The sequence below is a fragment of the Thermoclostridium stercorarium subsp. stercorarium DSM 8532 genome, assembly GCF_000331995.1.
Lineage (GTDB): Bacteria > Bacillota > Clostridia > DSM-8532 > DSM-8532 > Thermoclostridium > Thermoclostridium stercorarium.
In genome coordinates this window covers 1,836,181-1,858,137 of sequence record NC_020134.1, presented here as the reverse complement: position 1 = coordinate 1,858,137, position 21,957 = coordinate 1,836,181, and the positions used below count along the sequence as shown (strand labels likewise).

Below are 21,957 nucleotides of genomic sequence, written 5' to 3'. Positions count from 1 at the left end.
TATATTTGTATAAATTTCATCCTGCCTTAAATCCAATTTAAACGGAAAAATTAACATAAAAAGTCCGGGGTGATTACATGAGAAACAGAGATCCGAAATTAAAAGGACTGGCCGGTCTACTGGTATTTTTCCTGTTGGTTCATGTGATTGTTTTGCCTCCTGCAGTGGTCAGCGCTGAAGAAGAAATACCGGTTCCGAACGGCAACTTCGAGGACGAAGTCAATACAGCGTGGGTTCTGAAAGGGGACGGTGTTGAGATTAAGCCATACTGGGATTATGACTACAACAGCGGAACAGAAGGAAAAAGACTGGCGTTCTGGCACAGTGAGCCTTACACCGCAACGGCCGAGCAGACAATAAAAGGGCTTAAAAACGGAATTTATACGCTGAAGGCCTACGTAATGTGCGGGGAAACACACAGGGAGAGTTATATGTACGTTAAGGACTTTTGTGATGGAGAATCAGTTGAAAGGGTTGACATTAAGGATACTTCAAACCGTTGGGTTGAAATAAGCCTCAGAGTAGGAGTTACAAACGGACAGATGACAATAGGATTTTACGATGACGGAGAGGCAAATGCGTGGTACAATGCGGATACGGTGACACTTGTAAGGGAGAAAGAAATTGAGTTGCTTGAATTGCCTGTCGAAATTCCTGTACCCAACGGAGATTTTGAAAATGATACGGAGTCGTGGGAGATAACTGTGGCAGATTATGTCTACAGTGACGCATATAACGTCGACAGCGGATGGGACTGGAACGGAGAAGGGATTGGAACGGGAAAAAAGCTGAACTTTTGGAGTGAGGAAGCTTTTGAAGTGGATATACGCCAGACCATAACGGGGCTGGAAAATGGATTATATACCGTATCGGCCTGGACTTGTGATGATGACGGCAGAATCGAATATACCATGTATGTTCAGGACCATGGCTTTTCAAGCGTGAAAATCGGCGTAAAAAACGGACAATGGAGACAGAATACCGTCGATGTAATAGTTGCTGACAACAAGCTTACCGTCGGATTTTACTATAAAGGCAATGCAAAAGCGTGGGCGGCGGTTGATCATATAACGCTGATAAAAAAAGGCGAACTGGAAGGAGAAAAGCAGTCTGAAAAAATTAGTGTACCCAACGGTGACTTTGAAAAGGATTTTGATAATTGGGTAGTAAAGGGTGATGCAGGAGCTGCCTTTATTGATTACAATTCGCCGTATGAAGGCCAAAAATGCCTTGGGTACTGGTATGATGACGATTATACGGTGGATACGTATCAGATCATTACCGGGCTTGAAAACGGGTATTATACTTTAACAGCATGGACATACAGCGGTGGTTCTCATGATGCATGCTATCTGTATGCGGAACCGGCGTGGGTGTCCGAATCAAGGACTGGCGTTCCAAAATCCGAAGGCTGGACCCAGGTATTTATAAGAGGCATTCATGTAACCGACGGTACTTTGAGGATAGGGCTTTACTGCGAAGGAAAGGAGGGAAGCTGGGTGAAGGTGGACAAAATGGAGCTTGTGAAGGATGACAGGTCTTTTGATTTTCTTATAGGGGGTGACGTGTCCCAGGTAAGTTACGTTGAGGCGATGGGCGGAAAATTCTATGATACCGACGGCAATGAAAAGGATGTATTTCAAATTTTAAAGGAAAACGGTCATAATGTTGTGAGATTAAGGATATACAATAACCCGGGCAAGGGACGGGGCGACGGATCGTACTATCTTGCCGAGAATTTCATGAACAAGGACGACATACTGAGGCTTGCAAGACGGGCAAAAAGTGCAGGTTTTAAGATAGTATTGACATTTCATTACAGTGATTACTGGACAAACGGCGCAACACAGATTATTCCTCACGACTGGCAGAAAATTATAGCAGGCATACCCGACGACGAAGGAAAGGTGGATAAACTCGAGGAACTTGTATACGATTATACGAAGGAAATAATGGAAGCTATGGCGAAACAGGGTACAACTCCTGAATTTGTATCTCTTGGAAATGAGATACAGGAAGGCATGCTATACCCGTATGGAAAGGCGGCGTCGGCAACGTGGCCAAATCTTGCAAGGTTCCTGAAGGCAGGGTACAACGCAGTCAAGGAAGTATCACCGTCAACAAAAGTGATAATACACCTGGATGATGCCGGGAATTACAGCAAATACTACAGTTTTTTTGACAACTGTGAAAAATATGGTGTTGAGTATGACATAATAGGGCCGTCCTATTACCCATTCTGGACGGGAAGGGATGTAAAAACCGTAGTTGCGTTCTGCAATAATCTGATAACAAGATACAACAAGGACATACTTATTATGGAAACAGGCTATAAATGGAATCCCGTTCTTCCCGACGGAACTCCGGGGCAGCTGACACACAACGGCCCTTATGAAAATATCTATCCAAGCAGTCCCGAAGGCCAGAGGGATTTTATGTATGAACTGTTAAACGGCCTGAAAAGCGGAAAAGACGGAAGAATAATCGGGGATCTTTACTGGGATCCCGTTATGATAGAAGTTCCCGGAGTAGGATGGGCATTCAGAGAATGGGATGACAAGGCCGATGTAAACGTTGTTTCAAACACCACTCTTTTCGACTTTGATGGCAGAGCCCTTCCGGTATTCCAGGCTTACAAATTCAATACACAGGGGACGGAGACGGGGATTGTTTCAGGTACTGTAAAAGGCGAGTACGGCAGGCGTATATCGGATGCCGTGGTAACCCTTTCTATCGGAGGGAAAAATTACACAGCCAGAACCGACAAATACGGAAATTACATGTTTTTCGGCGTTGAACCCAATTCGGACGGAGACATTGCCGCAGAAAAATCGGGTTATAAAGGTGGCCGTGTGTCTTCAGTAACTGTCGTTAGAGGAAGAATAACTTATACGGAGGATATTATTCTTACCGGAGGTGCCGTTTCGGGAAAAGTCACGGACGAAAGGGGAAACCCTGTTAAAGATGCATGGGTGAGAATAGACACGGGTGAAGAATTGTTTGAAACCGTAACCGACAGTGACGGCAACTACATAATAGGGGATTTGCCCGAATCATATACCGGATATAAAGTTACCGCGGGAAAAACAGGGTATCTTCCGGATCAGGCAAACAGCGGTAGGATTGTAACGGGAGACAGGGTTCAGAACGTGAATCTGACTTTGATACTGAATTCTGGAGCCATTAGCGGAAAAGTTACCGATTTGTTTGGTAATCCTGTTGAAGGCGCAACGGTAAGTGTTGAAGTTGATAATACGGTTCTTTCGGATGTGACCGATGCGTCAGGAGAATACAGAATAGAACATGTAACGGCGGGGGAAGGATACACCGTAAGAGCAAGCAAGGAAAAATACCTGGACGGGATCCGGGAAAATGTGACGGTAAAAGTGGGTGAAACGACACAGAATATTGACATTACCGTCATATATAACATTGGCGCGATAGAAGGAATAGTACTTGACAGTGGCAGAAAAGCGGTTGCCGGCGCTAAGGTAACGGCCGTTTCAGGCAATGAACGGTATACCACAATCACCGATGATAAAGGCCGTTTTGTGCTGAATGAAGTGGAAGCGGGCAGGAAATATACCATAACTGCGGGCAAAGACGGCTATTTTGAAGGCAAGGTCGAAGATATAGAGGTTTTATTAAACAAAACGACTTTGAATGTTATCATTATACTTCAGAATAAAATTCCGGTTAAAAACTGGAGTTTTGAAGAGGAACCAACGGGCGATGAACCTATACCCGGATGGACATTCACCGGAACCAAGGGCGCAACGTACAGGCAGGACAGGAGATTTTTCGGCAACGATGCGCCGGACGGATATTATTCGCTGTCTACATGGTCGGAAGAACCGTTTGTATCTGATGTCTGTCAGACAATAACCGGACTTGAGAACGGTTTATATACGTTTTCCGCGTATATATACCATGGTATAACCAAAAACGCATACATATATGCAAAGGACGGTACCGGCAAAGAGGTTAGGGAAAGTTTCCCGCCCGCCGGCGGATGGAGAAAGGTAAGCCTTGATTTCGAGGTAACAAGCGGTGAGATTACAATTGGCTTCTATCAGGATGCAAATGCCGGAGACTGGGCTTGTATAGATGCAGTTACTCTCGGATATTCCGGACCGGTTGAAGCAGAACCCGAACCTGAACCTGAAACTGAACCTGTACCAACACCTGCACCTTTTCCAGAACCGGCGCCTGAACCTGAACCTACTCCGGTGCCAACTCAGGTACCCGTACCAACCACCACGCCGGCACCGGAAAGCCGCAGTGGACGGGCTCCAAAAGCGGACGGGACGGATTCATCTCAAACACCTGTAAACACGGTTAAGGACGGAAGCATCAGCGTAAAAATAGCTAAATACGACACTGCTGCGGGAGAGGTTAAGGCCTCTTATATAACCGAAAGTGAATTTAAGTGTGCCATGGATTCCGCGCTGACGGGACCTGACGGGGCAAAAACCGTTGTTATTAACGTTCCTGAAGCTGACAACGCAAAAATTTATACCCTTGTTCTGCCAAAAATGGCATTAACTCTGAATAATCCACGTGTCAATATTGAGGTTGATACAAAACTTGGGACATTGGTTTTGCCGGCATGTATATTCACTGAAGAGGAAATTAAAAATGCATATTATGTGCAGCTGAGTTTCGGTGTATTTGACCGAACGGGCGGGGTATCAGGGAATAGACCTGTGATATCATTTACCTTGTCTGTCAATGGAAAAGATATCAAATGGGAAAACCCTGATTTTCCGGTGCTGATTTCAGTTCGGTATGAACCGGCGGAGGATGAGGCAGAAGAAACTGAATATATTTCAGTAAGGTATATCAATGACGACGGAACGACAAGTCCCATACCCGGGGGAAGGTACAACGCCGAAACAGGGATGCTAAAATTCAGAACAATCCGCACCGGCAGTTTCATGGTTGAACTGATTAAGGTAACATTTAACGATATTTCGGCGGTGCCATGGGCGGTTAAGCCGATAGAGGTTCTGGCGTCGAAAGGAGTTATTGACGGTATGCCCGATACCGGATTTAAGCCCCATGCCGGTATAACCCGCGGGGAATACATTATGTGGCTGATTAGAACCCTTGACCTTACTGCAAAATATGACGGGAACTTTGACGATGTAACCAGGGAAGACATATATTATCACGAACTGGGGATTGCCAGAAAATTAGGAATAGCGGAAGGAACGGGCAATAACAGATATAATCCGAATGACACAATAACAAGGCAGGATTTGATGGTGCTTACCGCAAAAGCGCTGGAAGCGGCAGGTATAAATCTGGCGAAAGGGTCGGAAGACGATATTGCGGGTTTCGGTGATGCTTCGGAAGTATCAGGTTATGCCGTCCCGTATGTGGCAACGCTGGTTAAAAACGGCCTGATAAAAGGTGACGGAAAGAACCTTAGTCCGGGACGCATGACCACAAAAGCCGAAGCCGCCGCATTGCTTTACAGAATATACCATAGAGCCCAATGAATTAATGCGAAAAACAAACCGGGAAATGCGTCATTTCCCGGTTTGTTCATGTTTATGATTTCAGTGCTAAGCCCGCTCAACTGATTTATATTTTAAATACTCCGATTGACTCTTTCATTTTCTGAGCCACTTCACCCAGTTCTTTTGCCAAAGAGGCAAGATGTTCAATATTTGCAAGCTGCTCTTCGGTTGAAGCATTGGCTTCTTCGGATGATGCAGCGGTTTCCTGTGAAACGGCCGATATATTCTGAATGGATTCAATGGTATCAGTCTTGCAGGAATTCATCTCAGCAGTTTCTTTTCTTATTTCCTCTATTCATTCGGCGAGAGACTGCATTGCAGCATTTATACGCCTGAAGAATTCAATTGTGTTATTAACGGCTTCATTCTGGGACCTTAATGACTTTTCCATTTCCACTGAGCGTTGTACGGTCAGTTCTGTCTGCTTAAGGGCATTATTTATTATAGTTGAAATTTCTTTTGTGGCTTCCATGGATTGTTCCGCAAGTTTCCGGACTTCATCCGCAACCACTGCAAACCCGCGTCCGGCTTCACCGGCTCTTGCAGCCTCAATGGCTGCATTCAGGGCTAAAAGATTGGTCTGATCTGCTATTGCTCTTATAACATTCACAATTTTTCCAATGGATTTGGAATGGGTGTCAAGAGCCTGTATATCTTTTGTAATGGCATTGGTATTGTCGGTTGTCTCAACGGTTTTCCTTTCAAGTTCTCCAACCGTTGAAAGACCCTGGCCAGTTATCTCAATGGCTTCCTTTGAAAGTTTTTCTATTTCGTTTGTCGTTTCGGACACTTTGTTTATTCTCATTGCAAGCTGGTCCATCAGGTTTACGCTCTCCTCGGCGTTGCTTGCCTGATCGGAAGCACCTTTGGCAATTTCCTGAATTGCGACTGTTATATCTTTTGAAATTTCCGATACATAATGGGTTGTCGATGCAACGGTTGTGGCTGAATCTGCCACTTTGTTCGAAATTTCAATGGTATTTGCAATGAGATTTCTTGTATTCGTAATCATTGTGTCAATAGATTTTGCGAGAAGACCGAGTTCGTCTTTTCTGTTTGATGTGAATTTTACCGACAGATCACCTGAAGCTGCCTGTATTGCTGTGTTAATGATACTGTTAATGCTCCTGCCCATATTCATGGACATATACAGGCCTATTCCCACTGCGAAAGCCGAACCCAGAATTACAAGAATTAACGTCGATTTTAATATACTGCGGGATGCTTTAAACAAAACTTTTTCAGGAACAAGGGAAAGAAGTAAAAAGTTTGAATTGCCGATATGGGTATATGCCAACATATACGGCTGCTTTTTGAAAGTTACGAACATTGTTCCTTCTTCCAGACAGCTCTGGCGAATTTCCCGTATAAAATGCTGTTCATTAATATTTTCGCTGTTTTCTTCTGTCTCATTGGAATTGGATTTTGAAGACAGCACTCGTCCGTCAGGGGAGATGAGGTAGTATTCCCCTTCAATACCATTCTCAAGTTCATTAAGCATGTTTTGAATGCTTGATTCTTTAACGTCAATAAAAACGTAGCCTGTGACCGCCCCTCGGGAAATATTTTTTAATGCGCGTACCGCGGTAAAAGCATATGCATTGGCCTTGACATTTGTCCTTTTGTATTTATCCAAAAATTCATGCTTGCTGGCAAAATACAGCTGACCGTCCTTTTCGGTAGCCATTTTGGTCAATTCGTCCTCAAGAAATTCTGAATAATCAATATTGGACAAACTGTAATCAGCCGTGGATATGGATTTTTTATTGTCGGCAATAATGCTTACCGACGCCACGAAATCATAATTGAAGCTTATATTGCTCAATTTTTTGTTTACTTCGCTTTGAAGGTTAATGTATTTCATCTTGTTGTCATTGCTTAGGATTAAATACTCCTGTATATATGCGTCACTTAACACTTGTCTGGATAATGCGTCTATGTTTCTGAATACCTGTTCAAGGTAATTCCTTGATTGGGTAAGTGCATCGTTTATGGTTGACTGTGCCATTTCCTTGACCGATCTTTTTTGAAATATGATATGAAACACTTCCCAACACTATGACTGGAATAATGTTAATAAGAAAAGCGGTCAGAAGTTTTGAACGGATGGTTTTAAAACTGAATATTTCAGGTAGCCTGGAAAAAATTTGTTTTACTTGCATAATTGAGACGTACCTGCCTTCCTTTTTAGAAAGTTAAATATAGAGCTTATTATTTTTTCGACAATTAGCTGTGAAAATTTTAAACAATTTATTAACAGTGATAAAAAAAGCAAAAGGGAAGTTGTAAAATAAAATGCCGTAATATATAGAAAACTCATGGTAATCCATTGTAAAATGTTTAATAACCAAAGAAAAACATTAGCAAAGGAGTACCATGAGTTATATATGAATAATAACACAGAAACAAGAAAAAACGAGAGTTGTCAAGAATTTTGTGTCTGATTAAAGTAACGTAACTGGAAAATTTGTTGTATTTCATAAATGTGAGCATTTATCATTGGTACCGCTTTTTTCCATTTTGTCCGCCTCAAGTTCTCCCTCTGTAAATATATGTTAATTTCCAATACTTCGACAGAGTTAAAGTAACCACCCGATCTTATCCGAATTTTTTCAACTAGACTGTTGATACTCTCTACACTGTTGGTAGTATAAACATGCTTCCTCAAGGATTCGGGGTATTTAATGAAAGCCATATAATGTTCTGCTTTCTCCATGAGAATGTTCATATATCGGCTATATTTACTCTTAAATTTACTGCAAAGGTCATAAAACTTTTGAACAGCTTCATCAAAGGAAGAAGCAAATTTTATTTTATCGAGTTCTTTATTGAATTCTGCGGCATCAGCTTTGGTCATGTATTTGCGGATATTTCTCTGAAGGTGTACAAAACAGAGCTGATGATCAGCATATGGATATACAGCTTTGACGGTCTCGATAATACCTGGGAAATCATCACTTACAACCACTAAAACTCGTTTAAGACCGCGGTTTATCAAGTCTTCAAAGACCTTGTTCCAATCGGCTCTGTTTTCTTTGCCGAAGAAGGTGTAAAGGCCAAAGATGTCTTTCTTACCTTCCATATCAACGCCAAGGATTATGTAGCATGCGGCTTTCTTCACTTTTGAGCCGTCTTTTATCTCACAATGATAAGCATCGATTAATAAAGCAAACACCGATTCGGGTAATTCCCGTTGTTTGAAAAGGTCTAATTCACTTTTTAGGTCATCTTTGATTTTGTTGAGTTCATCATCAGAGTAAGGAAGGTTGAGGCTTTTGAGGGTATTTAAGAGAGAAGATTCTGAATAACCGTTGACAACAAGGGACATAAGAAGGTCTGTATAGGATTCATCCACCCTTTTATACGGTTCAGGTAGGATGTGGGGTCTGAAATCGCCAGTGCGAGTTCTTGGGACAGAGATGTCCAGGTTACCCATAGGTGTACCAAGTTTTCTATCATAAAAGCCGTTGCCTTTGTCGTTCTCGTTTTTCAAGAGATAGATTTGGCGTTCAGACAACATAAACCAGTCGAGCAAATCCTCCAGCAACTTTTTGAGGGCAGGGCGTGATGGATCTGAATCAGAGCAATACTGGTTTAATACTTTTTCAACCGCCATATTTTTGACTGTTTCATAATAGGTATTTTTATCCATAATTACCAGCCTCCTTTGTGATTTTATTATACACCAGACACAATTTTATTTTAACACCCCTCATCCTTATAGTTCTTGGGAAAGAGGAACGAACGAAAATATTAATAAACTGATAAGAAGATTTATACCAAAAGGAACAGATATATCAAAAGTAAGTAAAGCAAAAATAAAAAGTATAGAGAGATGGATTAATGAATATCCAAGAAGAATGTTTGGTTATAGGTCAGCCATAGAAATGGCGGTATGATGTATAGAATTTATTCCAGTAAGCAATGGATTTACCAAATTTTTCACGGCATTTAATATTGCAATTTATAATAAAAAAAGCAAAAAATAAATTGTCTTGATATGTAACCGTTGAAATGTTAGCATAATTTGTTACTTGCATGATTTACCGAAGGTAAAGAACGGAGGGTGGTATTACATGAACATTTGGCATGATATAGATCCGGAAGAAATAAAACCTCATGAGTTTACTGCTGTGATTGAAATACCCGCGGGTAGCAAAAAGAAATATGAACTTGACAAACGGACGGGATTGCTGGTACTGGACAGAATTCTCTATACATCCACCCATTATCCCGCCAATTATGGTTTTATACCCAGAACTTACGCGAATGACAGGGATCCACTTGATGTGCTGGTTTTGTCAAGTGAATCGTTGGATCCGATGATAATGGTAAAATGTTATCCTATAGGTGTTGTACGGATGGTTGACTGTGACGAAGTGGATGATAAAATAATTGCAATACCTGTGAAAGATCCTACATGGAATTTCTATAAGGATATTAATGCCGTTCCTCCGCACATATCCAGCGAGATAAAGCACTTTTTTGAAGTTTATAAAAGTCTTGAAAACAAAGTATCGGCAGCAACCGAAGTTCTTGGCCCTGAGGAGGCAAAAAACATAATAAGGGAGGCCATCAATATGTACGAAAGGCATTTTTGCGGTAAGCTGATTTAAGGCCGGATTTTCTTTAGCCAATCCTTTCGCGTGGAGTGAGTTTCTGAATTGCCCTGGGATATTTTCTGACGGGCGTGAAATGCCTTTCCGTTAAAATATACCAGCCCCAATTTATTGAAAAGTATAAAAGTAATTTCTATAATTAAATGGTAATAAAACTGTTCCGGAGGGTTTAAAATGGCTTGTGAATATAATAAGATCAGCTGTACCTGTACATATCCCTGCTCCCGGCGCGGCAAATGCTGCGAATGCGTGGCGTACCACCGCAGAAACGGCGAAGTGCCGGGATGTTTTTTCTCAAAGGACGGAGAAAAAACCTATGACCGATCCATAGAAAACCTTTATAGTGATTACAGAAAAAGAGGGTATTAAACATTTTGAGGCAGGGCCGAAGCTCTGCCTCGGGCATTTTTATGATATGAGCTGCTTTATAAAATCAAGATACGGCTCATGGCTTTCGCCATACGGAACATACATGTATATCTGATATGCTTTTGTGCTGTTTTTAATGGGTATCCATGCGTAAACCATTTCAAAAGGCACATACTCATTGTTATAAGACACGTATTGTTCCATAAGATATATTTCAGCATTGCCAATGCCGGTCTGACCTGAAAACAGAAGATTTTTTACAGTCGATCCTCTGAAAAATTTATTCTCAACGAGTGAAATAACCGAATAATCTATCACCGTAAACGAGCCCGCAACGCCGGATGAAGGCAGGAGATTTTCTTTCCCGGGCAGATAAAAGTTGAAATAAAAAGTATCATAATATGAATTATAATAGACATCGGCCTTGTATGAAGTGGGCAATACTTTCAGAACCACCGGTTCGTCGGGATCGTTCCTGTTTATAAAGCGGATATCGGTAAGGTTTTCAATAATACCGTCGCCATATGCAGGCAAATAAAGTGTACGTTCCTTACTTATGGATTTGCTTGTCGTCAGTTTGTCGGTTTTTAAATCAATCTTGAAGCTGTCATTTCCGACAGTCTTGATGGTGACAGTATTATTTCCGGTATCCAGGGTGTAATCGGTTATTTCATTTACCATTGCCAGCAATTTGACCTTTCCGTCCCTTGCGGTATAGAGAAACTCATAATACGGCCCTGCCGGAATTCTGCGTTTTTTGCTGTAACTGAAATTCTCATCGGTTAGTACCATATATGAATAATTGATAGCGGATTTTTCATAGTATATTTCCGCGTAAAAATTCCTCAGGTCGGCAATGCACACCGTTTGTCCTGCGGAAGTTGAGAAGGCAGCCAAAACCCTGTTTTCACTTTTCGTTATCGCATTAATGTTCGGAATTTCATCCAGCTCAAGCAGAACTTCCTCCTGTATTCCGTCCGATGCGACAACTTTATTGTTTGACATAAACACAAAACGATCATCCTTATGACCTATAATCGGCCCAAGTTGTTCTCCGGGGAACTCTGCATATACGGAATGAAACGGAAAACCGGTTTTTCTTACCGAATTGTCTTTTTTGTTCAAAATCAGGTAAGTCATTGTATTTTTATCGGCTATTAAAGAATAATTTTTTCCGTCTGCCCTGTAAACGGCATTAAAGTTTATTTTTTGTTCATCCGCCGGTGTACCAGACGGCGCATGCTCAGGATTGTTTGCCGCAGCCTCGGTGGGCGCCGGGGTCAAAGCCGGAGTGGGTTCAGGTGTGGGCGCGTTAGTAGGGGTGATGGAAACCGAGGGAATTTCGGACTCCCAGTCTGTCGGCTCAGGTTCGTGTGCCGGTGCTTCAACGGTATCATGGGCCAGGGTTGGTTGGGCTGCCGGTGTGGGAGTAACGGTAACTGCCACTTTTTTAGAGCCCTTGGATTTTGCCGGAACCAGCGAGATACCCTTTATGTCAAATATCACAAGAACTGCAAGTATGCAGGTCAGTATACACGGAACAAGAACAACGGTACGGAGATCTTTCCTCATGCCTAAACCACCTTTTTTTATTTTAAACCTTTTGTGACGTTCAGGATGTTTTATAATGATTCCCGGCAGTATTTAAGCGTATATCAACATTATATAATATGATCCTCCTGTTAACAATAAGGACAAGGACTGCCGTGTTATTTATCGGAAAAGACAATTATTTTCGTTACGGCCGTTGATTTCCGTAAAAACAAGACGTTTTAACCCAAAGTCCGCACATGAAAAAACATACTGTAAAAAACATAATCTGCCCGGTTATGTGATATATTTTAACAGCAAGATGATTTTTTCAGAAAAATAAATTTTGTTGCGCAGGATACGGAAATACAATTAATTATGTAGTATAATAGGTTTTGTTATAAAAAGGGTATTGAAGTTTGCTGAAAATTTTTTAAAATGGAAATACTGTCAGCAAATTTCATCATAAGGGGATGGGAGGTGTATTTATGAAAGCTTTTGTTGATAAGGACGTATGCATAGGGTGTGGGCTTTGCACCGATTTGTGCCCCGAAGTGTTCAGCATGGACGATGACGGAACAGCCACTGCAATAGATGAAGAAATTTCCGAGGATACGGAGGATGCAGCAAGAGAAGCCGCAGAGCAGTGTCCCGTTGGAGCTATAAAAATTGATGAAGAAGATTAATTGAAAAAGAACCCTTTTTCAAAAAGGGTTCTTTTTCAAATTCAAATATATAAGCTGAAGTTTGCAATGGCATAAAATGATATTTGCAGTCATACAATTTTACGGACACTTTTCAGGGACATGAAGTGTGAAAAGAAAAAGGATTTCTGCTTTTAAAGTGGCTGCAACATATATAGGTACCGTTGTAGGTGCGGGATTCGCCACCGGACAGGAAATCATGCAGTTTTTCGCAAGGTTTGGGATATACGGCGCGGGCGGACTGTTGGTTGCAACGGGCTTGTTTATTTTTTTCGGTTTTATAATCATGGATTTGGGAAATAAGCTGCATGCCAGATCCCATTTGGAGATTATCCGCTTCTCAGGGGGAAAGTTTCTTGGAACGGTAATTGACACAATAATAACCTTTTTTCTGTTTGGCACCTTTTCGGTAATGATAGCCGGGAACGGCGCACTGTTTGAACAGCAGTTAAGGCTTCCTGCAATAGCGGGGAATACGGTTATGGCCGTTCTTACTGCCCTTACGGTGCTCACGGGGATTAATGGGGTTATAAATTCGATAAGCTTTGTAGTGCCCTTTTTATTGACGGTGGTTATGGCGGTCAGTGTGTTTTCATTTGCTCAGAATCCTGTAAAACCGGTATTTCCGGTAATAAGCCAGGACGGACTGGTAAATCACTGGCTTGCCGCCTCTGTTTTATATGTGTCGTATAATACCGTTACATCGGTTGCGATACTCGGACCATTGGGAAATGAGGCGAAGGATGAAAAAACAATAAGGAACGGGGCAATACTCGGTGGTCTGGGTCTTGGTGCTGGAGCCGGTATGATTTACCTTGCGCTGTCAGGATATATGGCAGTTATAGATAAATTTGAAGTTCCGATGCTCCATATTGCGGGAGGTATTTCGCCGCTTTTGCAGGTTGTGTATGCAATTGTTCTGATTGCCGAAATTTACACAACTGCAGTCAGTTCCCTTTACGGATTTACCTCAAGGGTTATCGATATGGAGAAAAAACCCGTAAAGGGAAGGTACATAGTGGCGGCTTCAACCGTTGTGGCTTTATTGTCAAGCCGTTTGGGTTTTTCAAATCTGGTTAAGTTTCTATACCCCCTTATAGGCTACTGCGGGATTATCATTCTTGCAGCCCTTGTCGTGAATATGTATATAGCGAAAAAAAAGCATTTGAATTGATACCCAAAACATTTCATATTGCAAATTCCTGCTTGTAATTTTGTTCAATTCTTTTATAATGAATAATGCAATTCGACAAATTCTTTTAAAAAATCATTGAGAGAACAGGGTAGATGCGGATGGAAAAAATTAAAAATTTTATAGCTTATTATCGCCCTTACAAGGGTATGTTTTTTATGGACATGTTTTGTGCCTTGGTACTTTCAGCCATTGATCTTTTTTTCCCGAAGCTTGTTCAGTATCTGCTGGATGAAGTATACGGCAAGCGCCCGCCTGATATGATTAAAATCATACTTCTTGCGGGTTTGGGGCTTTTGGCGCTTTATATTATCAGGTATTTCTGCCAGCGCTATATAACCGCGCAGGGACATATAATGGGGGCACGCATGGAAGCGGATATGCGCAGGGATCTGTTCAGCCATCTGCAGAAACTTTCCTTTTCCTTTTATGACAATGCAAATACCGGAACACTGATGTCCCGCATGACAAACGATCTTTTTGACATTTCGGAGCTTGCGCACCATGGCCCTGAGGATCTGTTCATTTCAGTAATAAAGATTGCCGGGGCTGTGGTTATTATGCTTACAATGAATGTTAAATTGACGATCATCCTTTTGTTGCTTATTTCATTCATAATTGTATTCACAGCCAATTACAACCTTAAAATGAGGGCCGTATTTGCCGACAACCGCAGAAAAATAGCATTGGTAAACGCCCAGACGCAGGATACGCTGGAGGGAATAAGAGTAGTTAAGTCTTTTTCCAATGAAAAAATTGAGCAGCAGAAGTTTGACAGGAGCAATCATGAGTTTCTGAACTCAAAAGAGTCCAATTATACAATAATGGGGAAATTCTTTTCGGGTAACCAGTTTCTTCAGGGTGTGCTGTACCTGACGGTACTGGTGATTGGAGGCATATTCCTGAGCCACGGCAGTATATCTTCGTCCGAGCTTGTAGCGTATATTCTTTTTATAAACGTATTTTTAAATCCCATTGACAAGCTGGTGAATTTTACAGAGCAGTATCAGAAGGGAATGGCAGGATTTGAGCGGTTCCTTGAAATTCTGAATACAAAACCAGAAATAGAGGATAGCGAAGATGCCGAAGAGCTGACCAATGTGGAGGGGGAAATAAGGTTTAATAACGTGTCTTTCAGTTATAACGGCAAGAAGGAAGTTTTAAAAAACATTAATCTGACAATACCGAAAGGAAAAACAGTTGCGCTGGTGGGCCCGTCGGGGAGCGGAAAAACCACCTTCTGCAATCTGATACCCAGGTTCTATGAGGTCGATGAAGGCTCAATAACCATTGACGGAAAGGATATACGGAAGGTTACCTTGGAATCACTACGCAGAAATATAGGAATGGTCCAGCAGGATGTATACCTGTTTTCAGGAACGGTAAAGGAGAACATTTTATACGGAAAACCTGATGCGACCGATGAGGAAGTAATACAGGCCGCAAAGCTTGCCAACGCCCATGATTTTATAATGGAACTGGAAAACGGGTATGACACGTTTGTAGGTGAAAGAGGAGTAAAACTGTCGGGAGGTCAGAAACAGAGAATATCAATAGCAAGGGCTTTTCTGAAAAATCCCCCCATCCTGATACTTGATGAAGCGACTTCCGCGCTGGACAATGAAAGCGAGAGACTGGTTCAGCAGGCGCTGGATGTACTTGCAAAGGGAAGGACCACGCTGATAATAGCTCACCGCCTTTCCACCGTAAAAAATGCCGACAGAATTGTGGTTCTGACATCCAATGGTATTGAAGAAGAGGGAACCCATGATGAGCTTATTAATAAAGGCGGGGTCTACGCGTCACTGTATAAGGAAATGCAGATATAAACAAAAGCGGTAAAAGGCTTTGGAAAATTATCCTTTTACCGCTCCCACTGTCATGCTTTCAATAATCCTGTCGCTCAGAAGAAGATACACTGCAATGCTTGGAATTACCATAATAACCACTGCAGCCAGTTGCACCGTCCAGTTGGTGGAATACTGCCCCTTGAAACGGGTCAGGCATACCGGAAGGGTCATTTTATTCTGATCGGACATGAATATTAATGCGAACATAAGTTCATTCCACATGGATACGAAATTGAAAATGGATATTGTGGCAATAGGTGATTTGGACAGCGGAAAAATGATTTTCCAAAATACCCCGGCCATGCTGCCGCCGTCGATTATAAAGGCCTCTTCCACTTCCCTCGGGATAGTGCTCATGAAACCTGTAAGTATGAAAATGGAGGTCGGAAGGGCAAAAGCCACATAGGGAAGGATGAGGGAAAGATAGTTGTTTGTCAGTTTTATTTTGTTAAACATCAGAAAAAGGGGTATCAATGTGGAATGAATTGGTATCATTACCCCCAGGAGGAAGAAATCCAGAACCGCACCCGACAGCTTCCATTTCAGGCGGGTTATTGCAAAAGCAGCCATACTCGCGATGATTATTGTAATTAGCATCGAACTTGCTGACACAAACACGGAGTTAAGAAAGCTGGTGCCTATTTTGCCTGAAGTCCATGCGGTGATATAATTCCCAAACACAGGTGAAAAGGTGATTCCCCATGGATCGTTAAAAAGCTGCGAATTGGTTTTGAAGGAATTAAGAATCAGCCAAATCAAAGGGTAAAGGCATGTTATGGAAGAAACAATGAGTACTGTGTATAATATAACAGTTCCTAATTTTATTTTTTTACGTTTTCGTGCAATAACCATCATTTAATTTCGCACTCCCTGTAACTGACTGCTAATATTGTATTTCTTCAGAGCTGAACATTTTTTTCAGGATAACGGTGACAATAAGGCAGAGCAGCAGCAAAACCACCGAAATTGCGCTGCCGTATCCGTACTGATAAGTTCTGAAAGCCTTATAGTACATGTACGAGGCTATCACTTCGCTGGCATGGTTTGGGCCTCCGTAGGTCATAACATAGATAAGATCAAAAAACCGCAGCGAGCCTGTAGCCATTAAAATCGTATCAATTCTTATTATGGGTTTTATCAGGGGCAGAGTAATGTATCGGATCATTTTACCCTGATTTACGCCGTCAATGAGTGCAGCCTCTTTTAATTCCGAAGGAATGTTTTCTATCGCTGCAAGATAAATAATCATGTGATATCCCACAAACTGCCAGCATACAACTACCACAACCGAACCCATTACGGTTTTTTCGTCGGCCAGCCATAACCGGGTTAAATTCTCAAGTCCTACGGACGTAAGGAGACGGTTGACAATTCCAAAGTCGGGATTGTATATAAATGACCACAGCAGGCCTATTGCAACGCTTGAAAGGATATTTGGAAGAAAGTAAACCGTTTTAAAATATCTTTTTCCTTTTATACTGCCGCTGATGGCTATGGCAAGGGCAATTGCAAGAGGTGTTTGTATTACAATTGTCCAAAACATCAGCAGGAAAGTGTTTTTTGCGCTTATGACAAAAACGTCATCTTTCGTAAAAAGACTGATATAATTGTTTATCCCTGTAAATTTGATGGTGTCAAGAATATTCCATCTGAAAAAACTGTAATATACAGAGCTGAAGATAGGCACTATTACAATTATTGTATATATTATCAGTGCCGGTAGAATAAAAGAAAGAATTGTTTTTTTGTTTCGCAGCATGAATTCCATTGTAATTTCACCTTGACCGGTATGATATGATTATTTTATGAACAGACTCCATATCTTTTGTAATCCTGTCAGGTCGGCGGGAGATACCCGCCGCTGACAGGATGGTATTCTTTTTAACTGAATTTACTCCCTGTTTTGTTCGGTAAATTCCTGCAACGCACGAAACGCTTCTTCCGGATTTTTTCCTGCGGTAATCGCCTGGATTGTATTGTTATATTCATCGCCTATTGTATTTCCCAGTGCGACGTCATAGAACAGGAAAAACTCTTCCATGTCCTTCTGAAGTTCCGTGACCTTTATTGCAATAGGATTTGCCTTTTCAGCAGGAAGCGAGATTTTTGTCACTACAAGGTTTCCCGCTTCTGCAAATTTTTCCTGGATTTCCTGTGACGCTATGGTCTTCAGGAATTCGACGGCGGCTTTTTTGTCTTTGCAGTTCGCGCTTATGGCAAAACTCTGGTCGGGCTGACCCAGCCAGCTGTTAATGCTTCCTTTACCGTTTTCTATTATGGGGAATTTTGCAACATCAACTTTATCCTTAACCGGCGATTCATCATTGGTCAGCTGCTGGATTGCCCAGCTGCCCATAACCAGCATTGCCGCTTTTTCTTCCTTGAACAGTTCCTGGGCAGGATCGTTATCCAGTGCATTAAAGCCTTCCGGGAAAGCATTCATCTGCGCCAGCTCATACATTATTTCGCCTGCACGGATGAAAGACGGATCAAGCCATGTCCCGGTACCTTCGTATACTTTCTTAAACGGTTCACCCCCGCCTATACGGTTGGCGATAATTTCGCTGTACATTGCACCCACCCAGGGGGCTTTGTTTCCGAGTGCAAACGGAATAATGCCGTTCTCATTGAGCACCCTGATCACTTCTTTTAGTTCGGAGTATGTTTCGGGAACTTTCAGATTCAGCCTGTCGAAAATCTCTTTGTTATAGAACAGGCATACAACGGTTTGAGTGGTTGGGGCCGCATAAATTTTGCCGTCAAAGGTGAGTGCATCGAAAATGCCGTTTACATAACTGTTTTTCCATTCGGGATCATTTTCGAGGTCTTCGCTGATACTGTATACTTTTCCTGAATTGACAAAAGTCTTCAAAAACCCTGCAGCCCATGTATTAAACAAATCCGGAGCTTCATTGGCCGCCATCAGTGTTGCTATTTTTGTCTTGTACTGTTCCGATTCGGTAAACGCAATTTCTATTTCTGCTGTTTCACTTCTTTTGTTGTATAAATCTACCGCTTCTTTAATGATTTTTGAATTCGGGTCTGTTTCTATTCCCCAGGCCTCAATTCTCAGTTTGGTTTTTTGTCCGCCTGTACCGGTGTCGACATTTGAAGTGCTGCAGCCTGTTAACAGAGAAGAAATTAAAAGAACAAGGCACAAAAACAGAGACGGAATCCTTCTCATTTTGTTTTTCCCCCTGTTATTTTGTTTTTGCGGCTTACAGAAATGCCACGTTTTTATTATAGAGGTTTTCCTGTTTTAATAGATTTGATTAAATAAACTAAATATTTGAAAAAATAAACTTTTTGTTATGAATCCGATGAATTGACCGTATGATTTGAGGGGATGGATATGCTTACGCAAGTGCCGCATCCCTTGCGGCTTTGAATTTTAATCCCGTATTTTTCGCCATAATACATTTTTATCCTTTTATCCACGTTTTTCAGTCCTATATGGGTATGTCTGTCGGTTTTGCCGGAGTCGTGGTTTTCCGAAAGTATTTTTGAGCACAGTTCCTCGTCCATTCCTATTCCGTCGTCTTTCACCCGTAAAATGACTGTCCCGTTCTCGCTGAAGCCTTCTATTGATATTTTTCCATTGCCGATTTTATTTTCTATTCCATGTATTACTGCATTTTCAACTATTGGCTGAAGAATCAGCTTTGGTATTTTTACATCCAGTATCCCGGGATTTATATCCATTTCTGCGCTTATTTTGTCGCCGTATCTGAATTTCTGAATGGTCAGATAGTTTTCAATATTTCTGATTTCCTCCCTGACGGAAATGAAGTCTTCGCCGTTAATGCTCGCACGCATAAGGTCACCGAGGGCTTTGACCATTCTGCCGATTTCAGGAACTCCGTGCATTCTTGCCATCCAGTTGATGGATTCCAGTGTATTATAGAGGAAATGGGGATTAATCTGCATTCTTAAAGATTTCAGTTCGGCTTTCTGCTTAAGCAGTTCCTCCTGATAAACTTTTTTAATAAGAAGGTTCACCTGGCTTACCATTTCATTGAAACGCCTGCTTAATACGCCAATTTCATCCTTTGCGTCATAATCAATATATACACTGAAATTTCCCTTACCGACTTCCTGCATTTTCTTTGAAAGATCCTGAACAGGTTTTGAAATGTCTTTTGAAATCACTACGGACAGAACAAATGACAAAAGGCAACATAACAAAATAGTTAAAAATATCCAGTTTCTGAGCAATATTACTTCCCATTCATATTCCAGTGAAGGTATGAAACAGACCATTTTCCATGACGTACCCTTTATATCCCTGTATGAGACATAATAATTTTTACCTGCTATTTTGGCCGTTGTAAAGGTGTTATTATCCATAAAACCGTTTATTGCCTTTGACGTGAATTCATTTCTTTTTCCAAGAAGATTTCTGTCCCTTGCCAGAACAATATAACCTTGTTGGTCTATAATATACAGCTTACCGTTATTGAAAAGTTCGGTTTCCTTAAATGTGTTTATGATACTGCTTTCACGCAGGTATACGAACACATAGCCGATTTTCTTCTGAGCGTCGAGGCTGTTTATAACCCTTCCCACCATTAAGGTTTGTGTGGATGGATCGGTATTAAACCAGTACGGTCTTCCCAAACCTTTCTCCACAATTTTCCTTTCCTCTTCGTTGTCATTTAGGGAGATTGACGCAGGATTTACATAATATATCGTTCCGTTATTTGAAATTATCTGTATTGCGGCTATATCCGAAACTGAAGAAATAAGCCCACTGAGCTGCGAATGTATGTTTTTCTCGGCAGTAATTTTTTCCTGTTCATTGGCAAAACCCCTGTTGCTTTTTTTTAAACTGTTCTGGATTATTGAATTTGAAAGCACCTGGAAGGTGACACGTTCGGCTTCACGCAGTTTGTTTTCTATATTATTGCCCATTTCCATCAGTATATCATTGGTATATTGCTCGGTTTTGTGTTTTATAAGTTCACTGGATCGGCAGTAGGAAAGAATTCCGATAAAAAGCGCGGGGAAGATTGCAAGGAAGACGAATGAAAAAACCAGCTTTTTATAAATCGGAAGATCGCGAAAATGTTTGCGGATGGCATACAGCTTAGTCAATTTGTTTCATACTCCTTTTGAGGCAGAAAGCTTATCCCTGTATTCTGAAGGGGTGAGTCCGTAATATTTTTTAAAAACCTGGCTGAAATAACCCGGATCAAAAATGCCCACCATGGACGATATTTCATAAATTTTATAATCAGAATTGGAAAGCAGCTCACAGGCCTTTTGTAATCTGTATTTCGTAAGGTTTTCAAGAAATGTTTCTCCCAGTTCTTTTTTGAAAAGACGGCTTAAATAGACGTGATTCATATGCACATGTTCGGCTGCGGTAAAAAGGCTGATGTCTTCGGAATAATGATTTTCGATATAATCCAGTACTTCCCGTACAATTCTGTTGTTGATTTTCCGCTGTTTACACTGGTTTCCAAGATTTCGCAGCTGAATGATTTCGTCGATTTTGCTTTTCGCTTTTAAAACCGCTTCTATTATTTCATCGGGATCAGAAGGTTTGAGGATGTAATCTATCGCTCCCAGGCTGATGGCAGTTTTTGCATAGTTGAAATCTTCATATCCTGTCAGGAGGATTGACTGAATTTCAGGGACCTGTTCTTTTGCGGCTTCTATTAGCTTCAGACCGTCCATACCGGGCATTCGGATATCGGTTATTAAAATCTGCGGGTGCTTGGAAATTATTATCGAAAGCGCTTCGTTGCCGTTTTCCGCTGTACCAAGAACCATAATCCCATACCTGTTCCAGTCAATTGACGTAAGCCCCTGTCTTATAATAAGTTCGTCGTCAGCTATTACCATGCCTATCATTTCTAATCCTCCTGCACGAAAGATTAGCCGGCACATATGAAACGGCAAGGCATATTTTTGACATGATCATTTCCGGGGAGCAATTGTTGGCATAATAATAATATCATTTAAAATAATGGCTTGTCAATTGTATTGCTTTTATATCATATGTATATTTATACCATTAAATTATAAGCTTACAATCCAAAAGCGTTATTAAATATTTCAACCCGGGATTTCACCGGTAAATAGAAGTTCAAAACTTATGAAAAATTTTTATAAAACTATTGACAAATGCATATTTATACTGTAAATTTATAAATATACAAAAAC

Annotated in this window: 15 protein-coding genes and 2 pseudogenes; 8 read left to right on the top strand and 9 right to left on the bottom strand. The window is 41.4% G+C overall.

Annotation, left to right across the window (positions count from 1 at the left end; translation table 11 throughout):
- The first annotated feature begins 77 nt into the window (after nt 1–77).
- Nucleotides 78–5,504 (top strand): glycosyl hydrolase 53 family protein, encoded by a 5,427-nt coding sequence (locus CST_RS08035; protein WP_015359375.1) that lies wholly within the window; start codon nt 78–80, stop codon nt 5,502–5,504.
- A gap of 85 nt (nt 5,505–5,589) precedes the next feature.
- On the opposite strand, the gene CST_RS13725 is transcribed toward CST_RS08035, so the two are convergent.
- Nucleotides 5,590–5,790: a hypothetical protein gene (locus CST_RS13725; protein WP_015485041.1), complete on the bottom strand. Its 201-nt coding sequence runs from the start codon at nt 5,788–5,790 to the stop codon at nt 5,590–5,592.
- Between the two features lie 30 nt (nt 5,791–5,820).
- Nucleotides 5,821–7,533, bottom strand: coding sequence for a methyl-accepting chemotaxis protein (locus CST_RS13535; RefSeq protein WP_242823536.1), 1,713 nt, complete (start codon nt 7,531–7,533; stop codon nt 5,821–5,823).
- A 310-nt stretch (nt 7,534–7,843) separates the two neighbouring features.
- Here CST_RS13535 and CST_RS13915 point away from each other — a divergent pair.
- Nucleotides 7,844–7,957 (top strand): annotated as a pseudogene (locus tag CST_RS13915) (IS30-like element ISCth2 family transposase); the annotation flags it as partial.
- Here CST_RS13915 and CST_RS08025 read toward each other — a convergent pair.
- Entirely contained in the window at nt 7,951–9,177 is a 1,227-nt protein-coding gene (locus tag CST_RS08025; protein WP_015358103.1) for an IS256 family transposase, read from the bottom strand. The pseudogene CST_RS13915 and the gene CST_RS08025 sit on opposite strands and share 7 nt — an antisense overlap.
- A 28-nt stretch (nt 9,178–9,205) precedes the next feature.
- On the opposite strand from CST_RS08025, the pseudogene CST_RS13345 reads away from it, so the two are divergent.
- The 3 genes and pseudogenes from CST_RS13345 to CST_RS08015 all read left to right on the top strand — a co-directional run.
- A pseudogene (locus CST_RS13345) lies at nt 9,206–9,424 on the top strand (IS30 family transposase); the annotation flags it as partial.
- 177 nt (nt 9,425–9,601) lie between these two features.
- Nucleotides 9,602–10,141, top strand: a complete 540-nt coding sequence (locus tag CST_RS08020) for an inorganic diphosphatase (protein ID WP_015359374.1) — start codon at nt 9,602–9,604, stop codon at nt 10,139–10,141.
- A 177-nt stretch (nt 10,142–10,318) separates the two neighbouring features.
- Nucleotides 10,319–10,513 carry a DUF6485 family protein gene (locus tag CST_RS08015; RefSeq protein ID WP_015485040.1) on the top strand — a complete coding sequence of 65 codons (195 nt, stop codon included), beginning with the start codon at nt 10,319–10,321 and terminating at the stop codon, nt 10,511–10,513.
- 39 nt (nt 10,514–10,552) lie between these two features.
- Here the strand turns inward: CST_RS08015 and CST_RS08010 are convergent, their stop codons facing one another.
- On the bottom strand, nt 10,553–12,085 hold the full coding sequence (locus CST_RS08010) for a hypothetical protein (protein ID WP_015359371.1): 1,533 nt from the start codon (nt 12,083–12,085) through the stop codon (nt 10,553–10,555).
- Nucleotides 12,086–12,531: 446 nt separating this feature from the next.
- Here CST_RS08010 and CST_RS08005 point away from each other — a divergent pair, with 446 nt between their 5' ends.
- From CST_RS08005 to CST_RS07995, 3 genes are all read left to right on the top strand, one after another.
- Nucleotides 12,532–12,729 (top strand): ferredoxin, encoded by a 198-nt coding sequence (locus tag CST_RS08005; RefSeq protein WP_015359369.1) that lies wholly within the window; start codon nt 12,532–12,534, stop codon nt 12,727–12,729.
- Between the two features lie 127 nt (nt 12,730–12,856).
- On the top strand, nt 12,857–13,921 hold the full coding sequence (locus CST_RS08000) for a YkvI family membrane protein (RefSeq protein ID WP_015359368.1): 1,065 nt from the start codon (nt 12,857–12,859) through the stop codon (nt 13,919–13,921).
- 119 nt (nt 13,922–14,040) lie between these two features.
- A complete protein-coding gene (locus CST_RS07995; RefSeq protein WP_041746662.1) occupies nt 14,041–15,768 on the top strand; it encodes an ABC transporter ATP-binding protein in 1,728 nt (575 codons plus the stop codon).
- Nucleotides 15,769–15,795: 27 nt separating this feature from the next.
- Here the strand turns inward: CST_RS07995 and CST_RS07990 are convergent, their stop codons facing one another.
- From CST_RS07990 to CST_RS07970, 5 genes are all read right to left on the bottom strand, one after another.
- Nucleotides 15,796–16,548: a carbohydrate ABC transporter permease gene (locus CST_RS07990; protein ID WP_242823535.1), complete on the bottom strand. Its 753-nt coding sequence runs from the start codon at nt 16,546–16,548 to the stop codon at nt 15,796–15,798.
- Nucleotides 16,549–16,672: 124 nt separating this feature from the next.
- Nucleotides 16,673–17,557 (bottom strand): carbohydrate ABC transporter permease, encoded by an 885-nt coding sequence (locus CST_RS07985; RefSeq protein WP_015359365.1) that lies wholly within the window; start codon nt 17,555–17,557, stop codon nt 16,673–16,675.
- A gap of 123 nt (nt 17,558–17,680) precedes the next feature.
- The gene (locus CST_RS07980; protein ID WP_015359364.1) at nt 17,681–18,973 is read right to left on the bottom strand and encodes an ABC transporter substrate-binding protein; all 1,293 of its coding nucleotides are present in this window, start codon (nt 18,971–18,973) and stop codon (nt 17,681–17,683) included.
- Nucleotides 18,974–19,098: 125 nt separating this feature from the next.
- Entirely contained in the window at nt 19,099–20,883 is a 1,785-nt protein-coding gene (locus CST_RS07975) for a cache domain-containing sensor histidine kinase (RefSeq protein ID WP_015359363.1), read from the bottom strand.
- A gap of 6 nt (nt 20,884–20,889) precedes the next feature.
- Nucleotides 20,890–21,645 carry a response regulator transcription factor gene (locus CST_RS07970; protein WP_015359362.1) on the bottom strand — a complete coding sequence of 252 codons (756 nt, stop codon included), beginning with the start codon at nt 21,643–21,645 and terminating at the stop codon, nt 20,890–20,892.
- Nucleotides 21,646–21,957 lie beyond the last annotated feature (312 nt).

Coding starts and splice junctions, on each gene's coding strand:
- CST_RS07970 (WP_015359362.1), bottom strand. CDS start 21,645: ATGATAGGCATGGTAATAGCTGACGACGAACTTATTATAAGACAGGGG.
- CST_RS08015 (WP_015485040.1), top strand. CDS start 10,319: ATGGCTTGTGAATATAATAAGATCAGCTGTACCTGTACATATCCCTGC.
- CST_RS07980 (WP_015359364.1), bottom strand. CDS start 18,973: ATGAGAAGGATTCCGTCTCTGTTTTTGTGCCTTGTTCTTTTAATTTCT.
- CST_RS08025 (WP_015358103.1), bottom strand. CDS start 9,177: ATGGATAAAAATACCTATTATGAAACAGTCAAAAATATGGCGGTTGAA.
- CST_RS08035 (WP_015359375.1), top strand. CDS start 78: ATGAGAAACAGAGATCCGAAATTAAAAGGACTGGCCGGTCTACTGGTA.
- CST_RS08010 (WP_015359371.1), bottom strand. CDS start 12,085: ATGAGGAAAGATCTCCGTACCGTTGTTCTTGTTCCGTGTATACTGACC.
- CST_RS07995 (WP_041746662.1), top strand. CDS start 14,041: ATGGAAAAAATTAAAAATTTTATAGCTTATTATCGCCCTTACAAGGGT.
- CST_RS07985 (WP_015359365.1), bottom strand. CDS start 17,557: ATGGAATTCATGCTGCGAAACAAAAAAACAATTCTTTCTTTTATTCTA.
- CST_RS08020 (WP_015359374.1), top strand. CDS start 9,602: ATGAACATTTGGCATGATATAGATCCGGAAGAAATAAAACCTCATGAG.
- CST_RS13535 (WP_242823536.1), bottom strand. CDS start 7,533: ATGGCACAGTCAACCATAAACGATGCACTTACCCAATCAAGGAATTAC.
- CST_RS08005 (WP_015359369.1), top strand. CDS start 12,532: ATGAAAGCTTTTGTTGATAAGGACGTATGCATAGGGTGTGGGCTTTGC.
- CST_RS13725 (WP_015485041.1), bottom strand. CDS start 5,790: ATGAATTCCTGCAAGACTGATACCATTGAATCCATTCAGAATATATCG.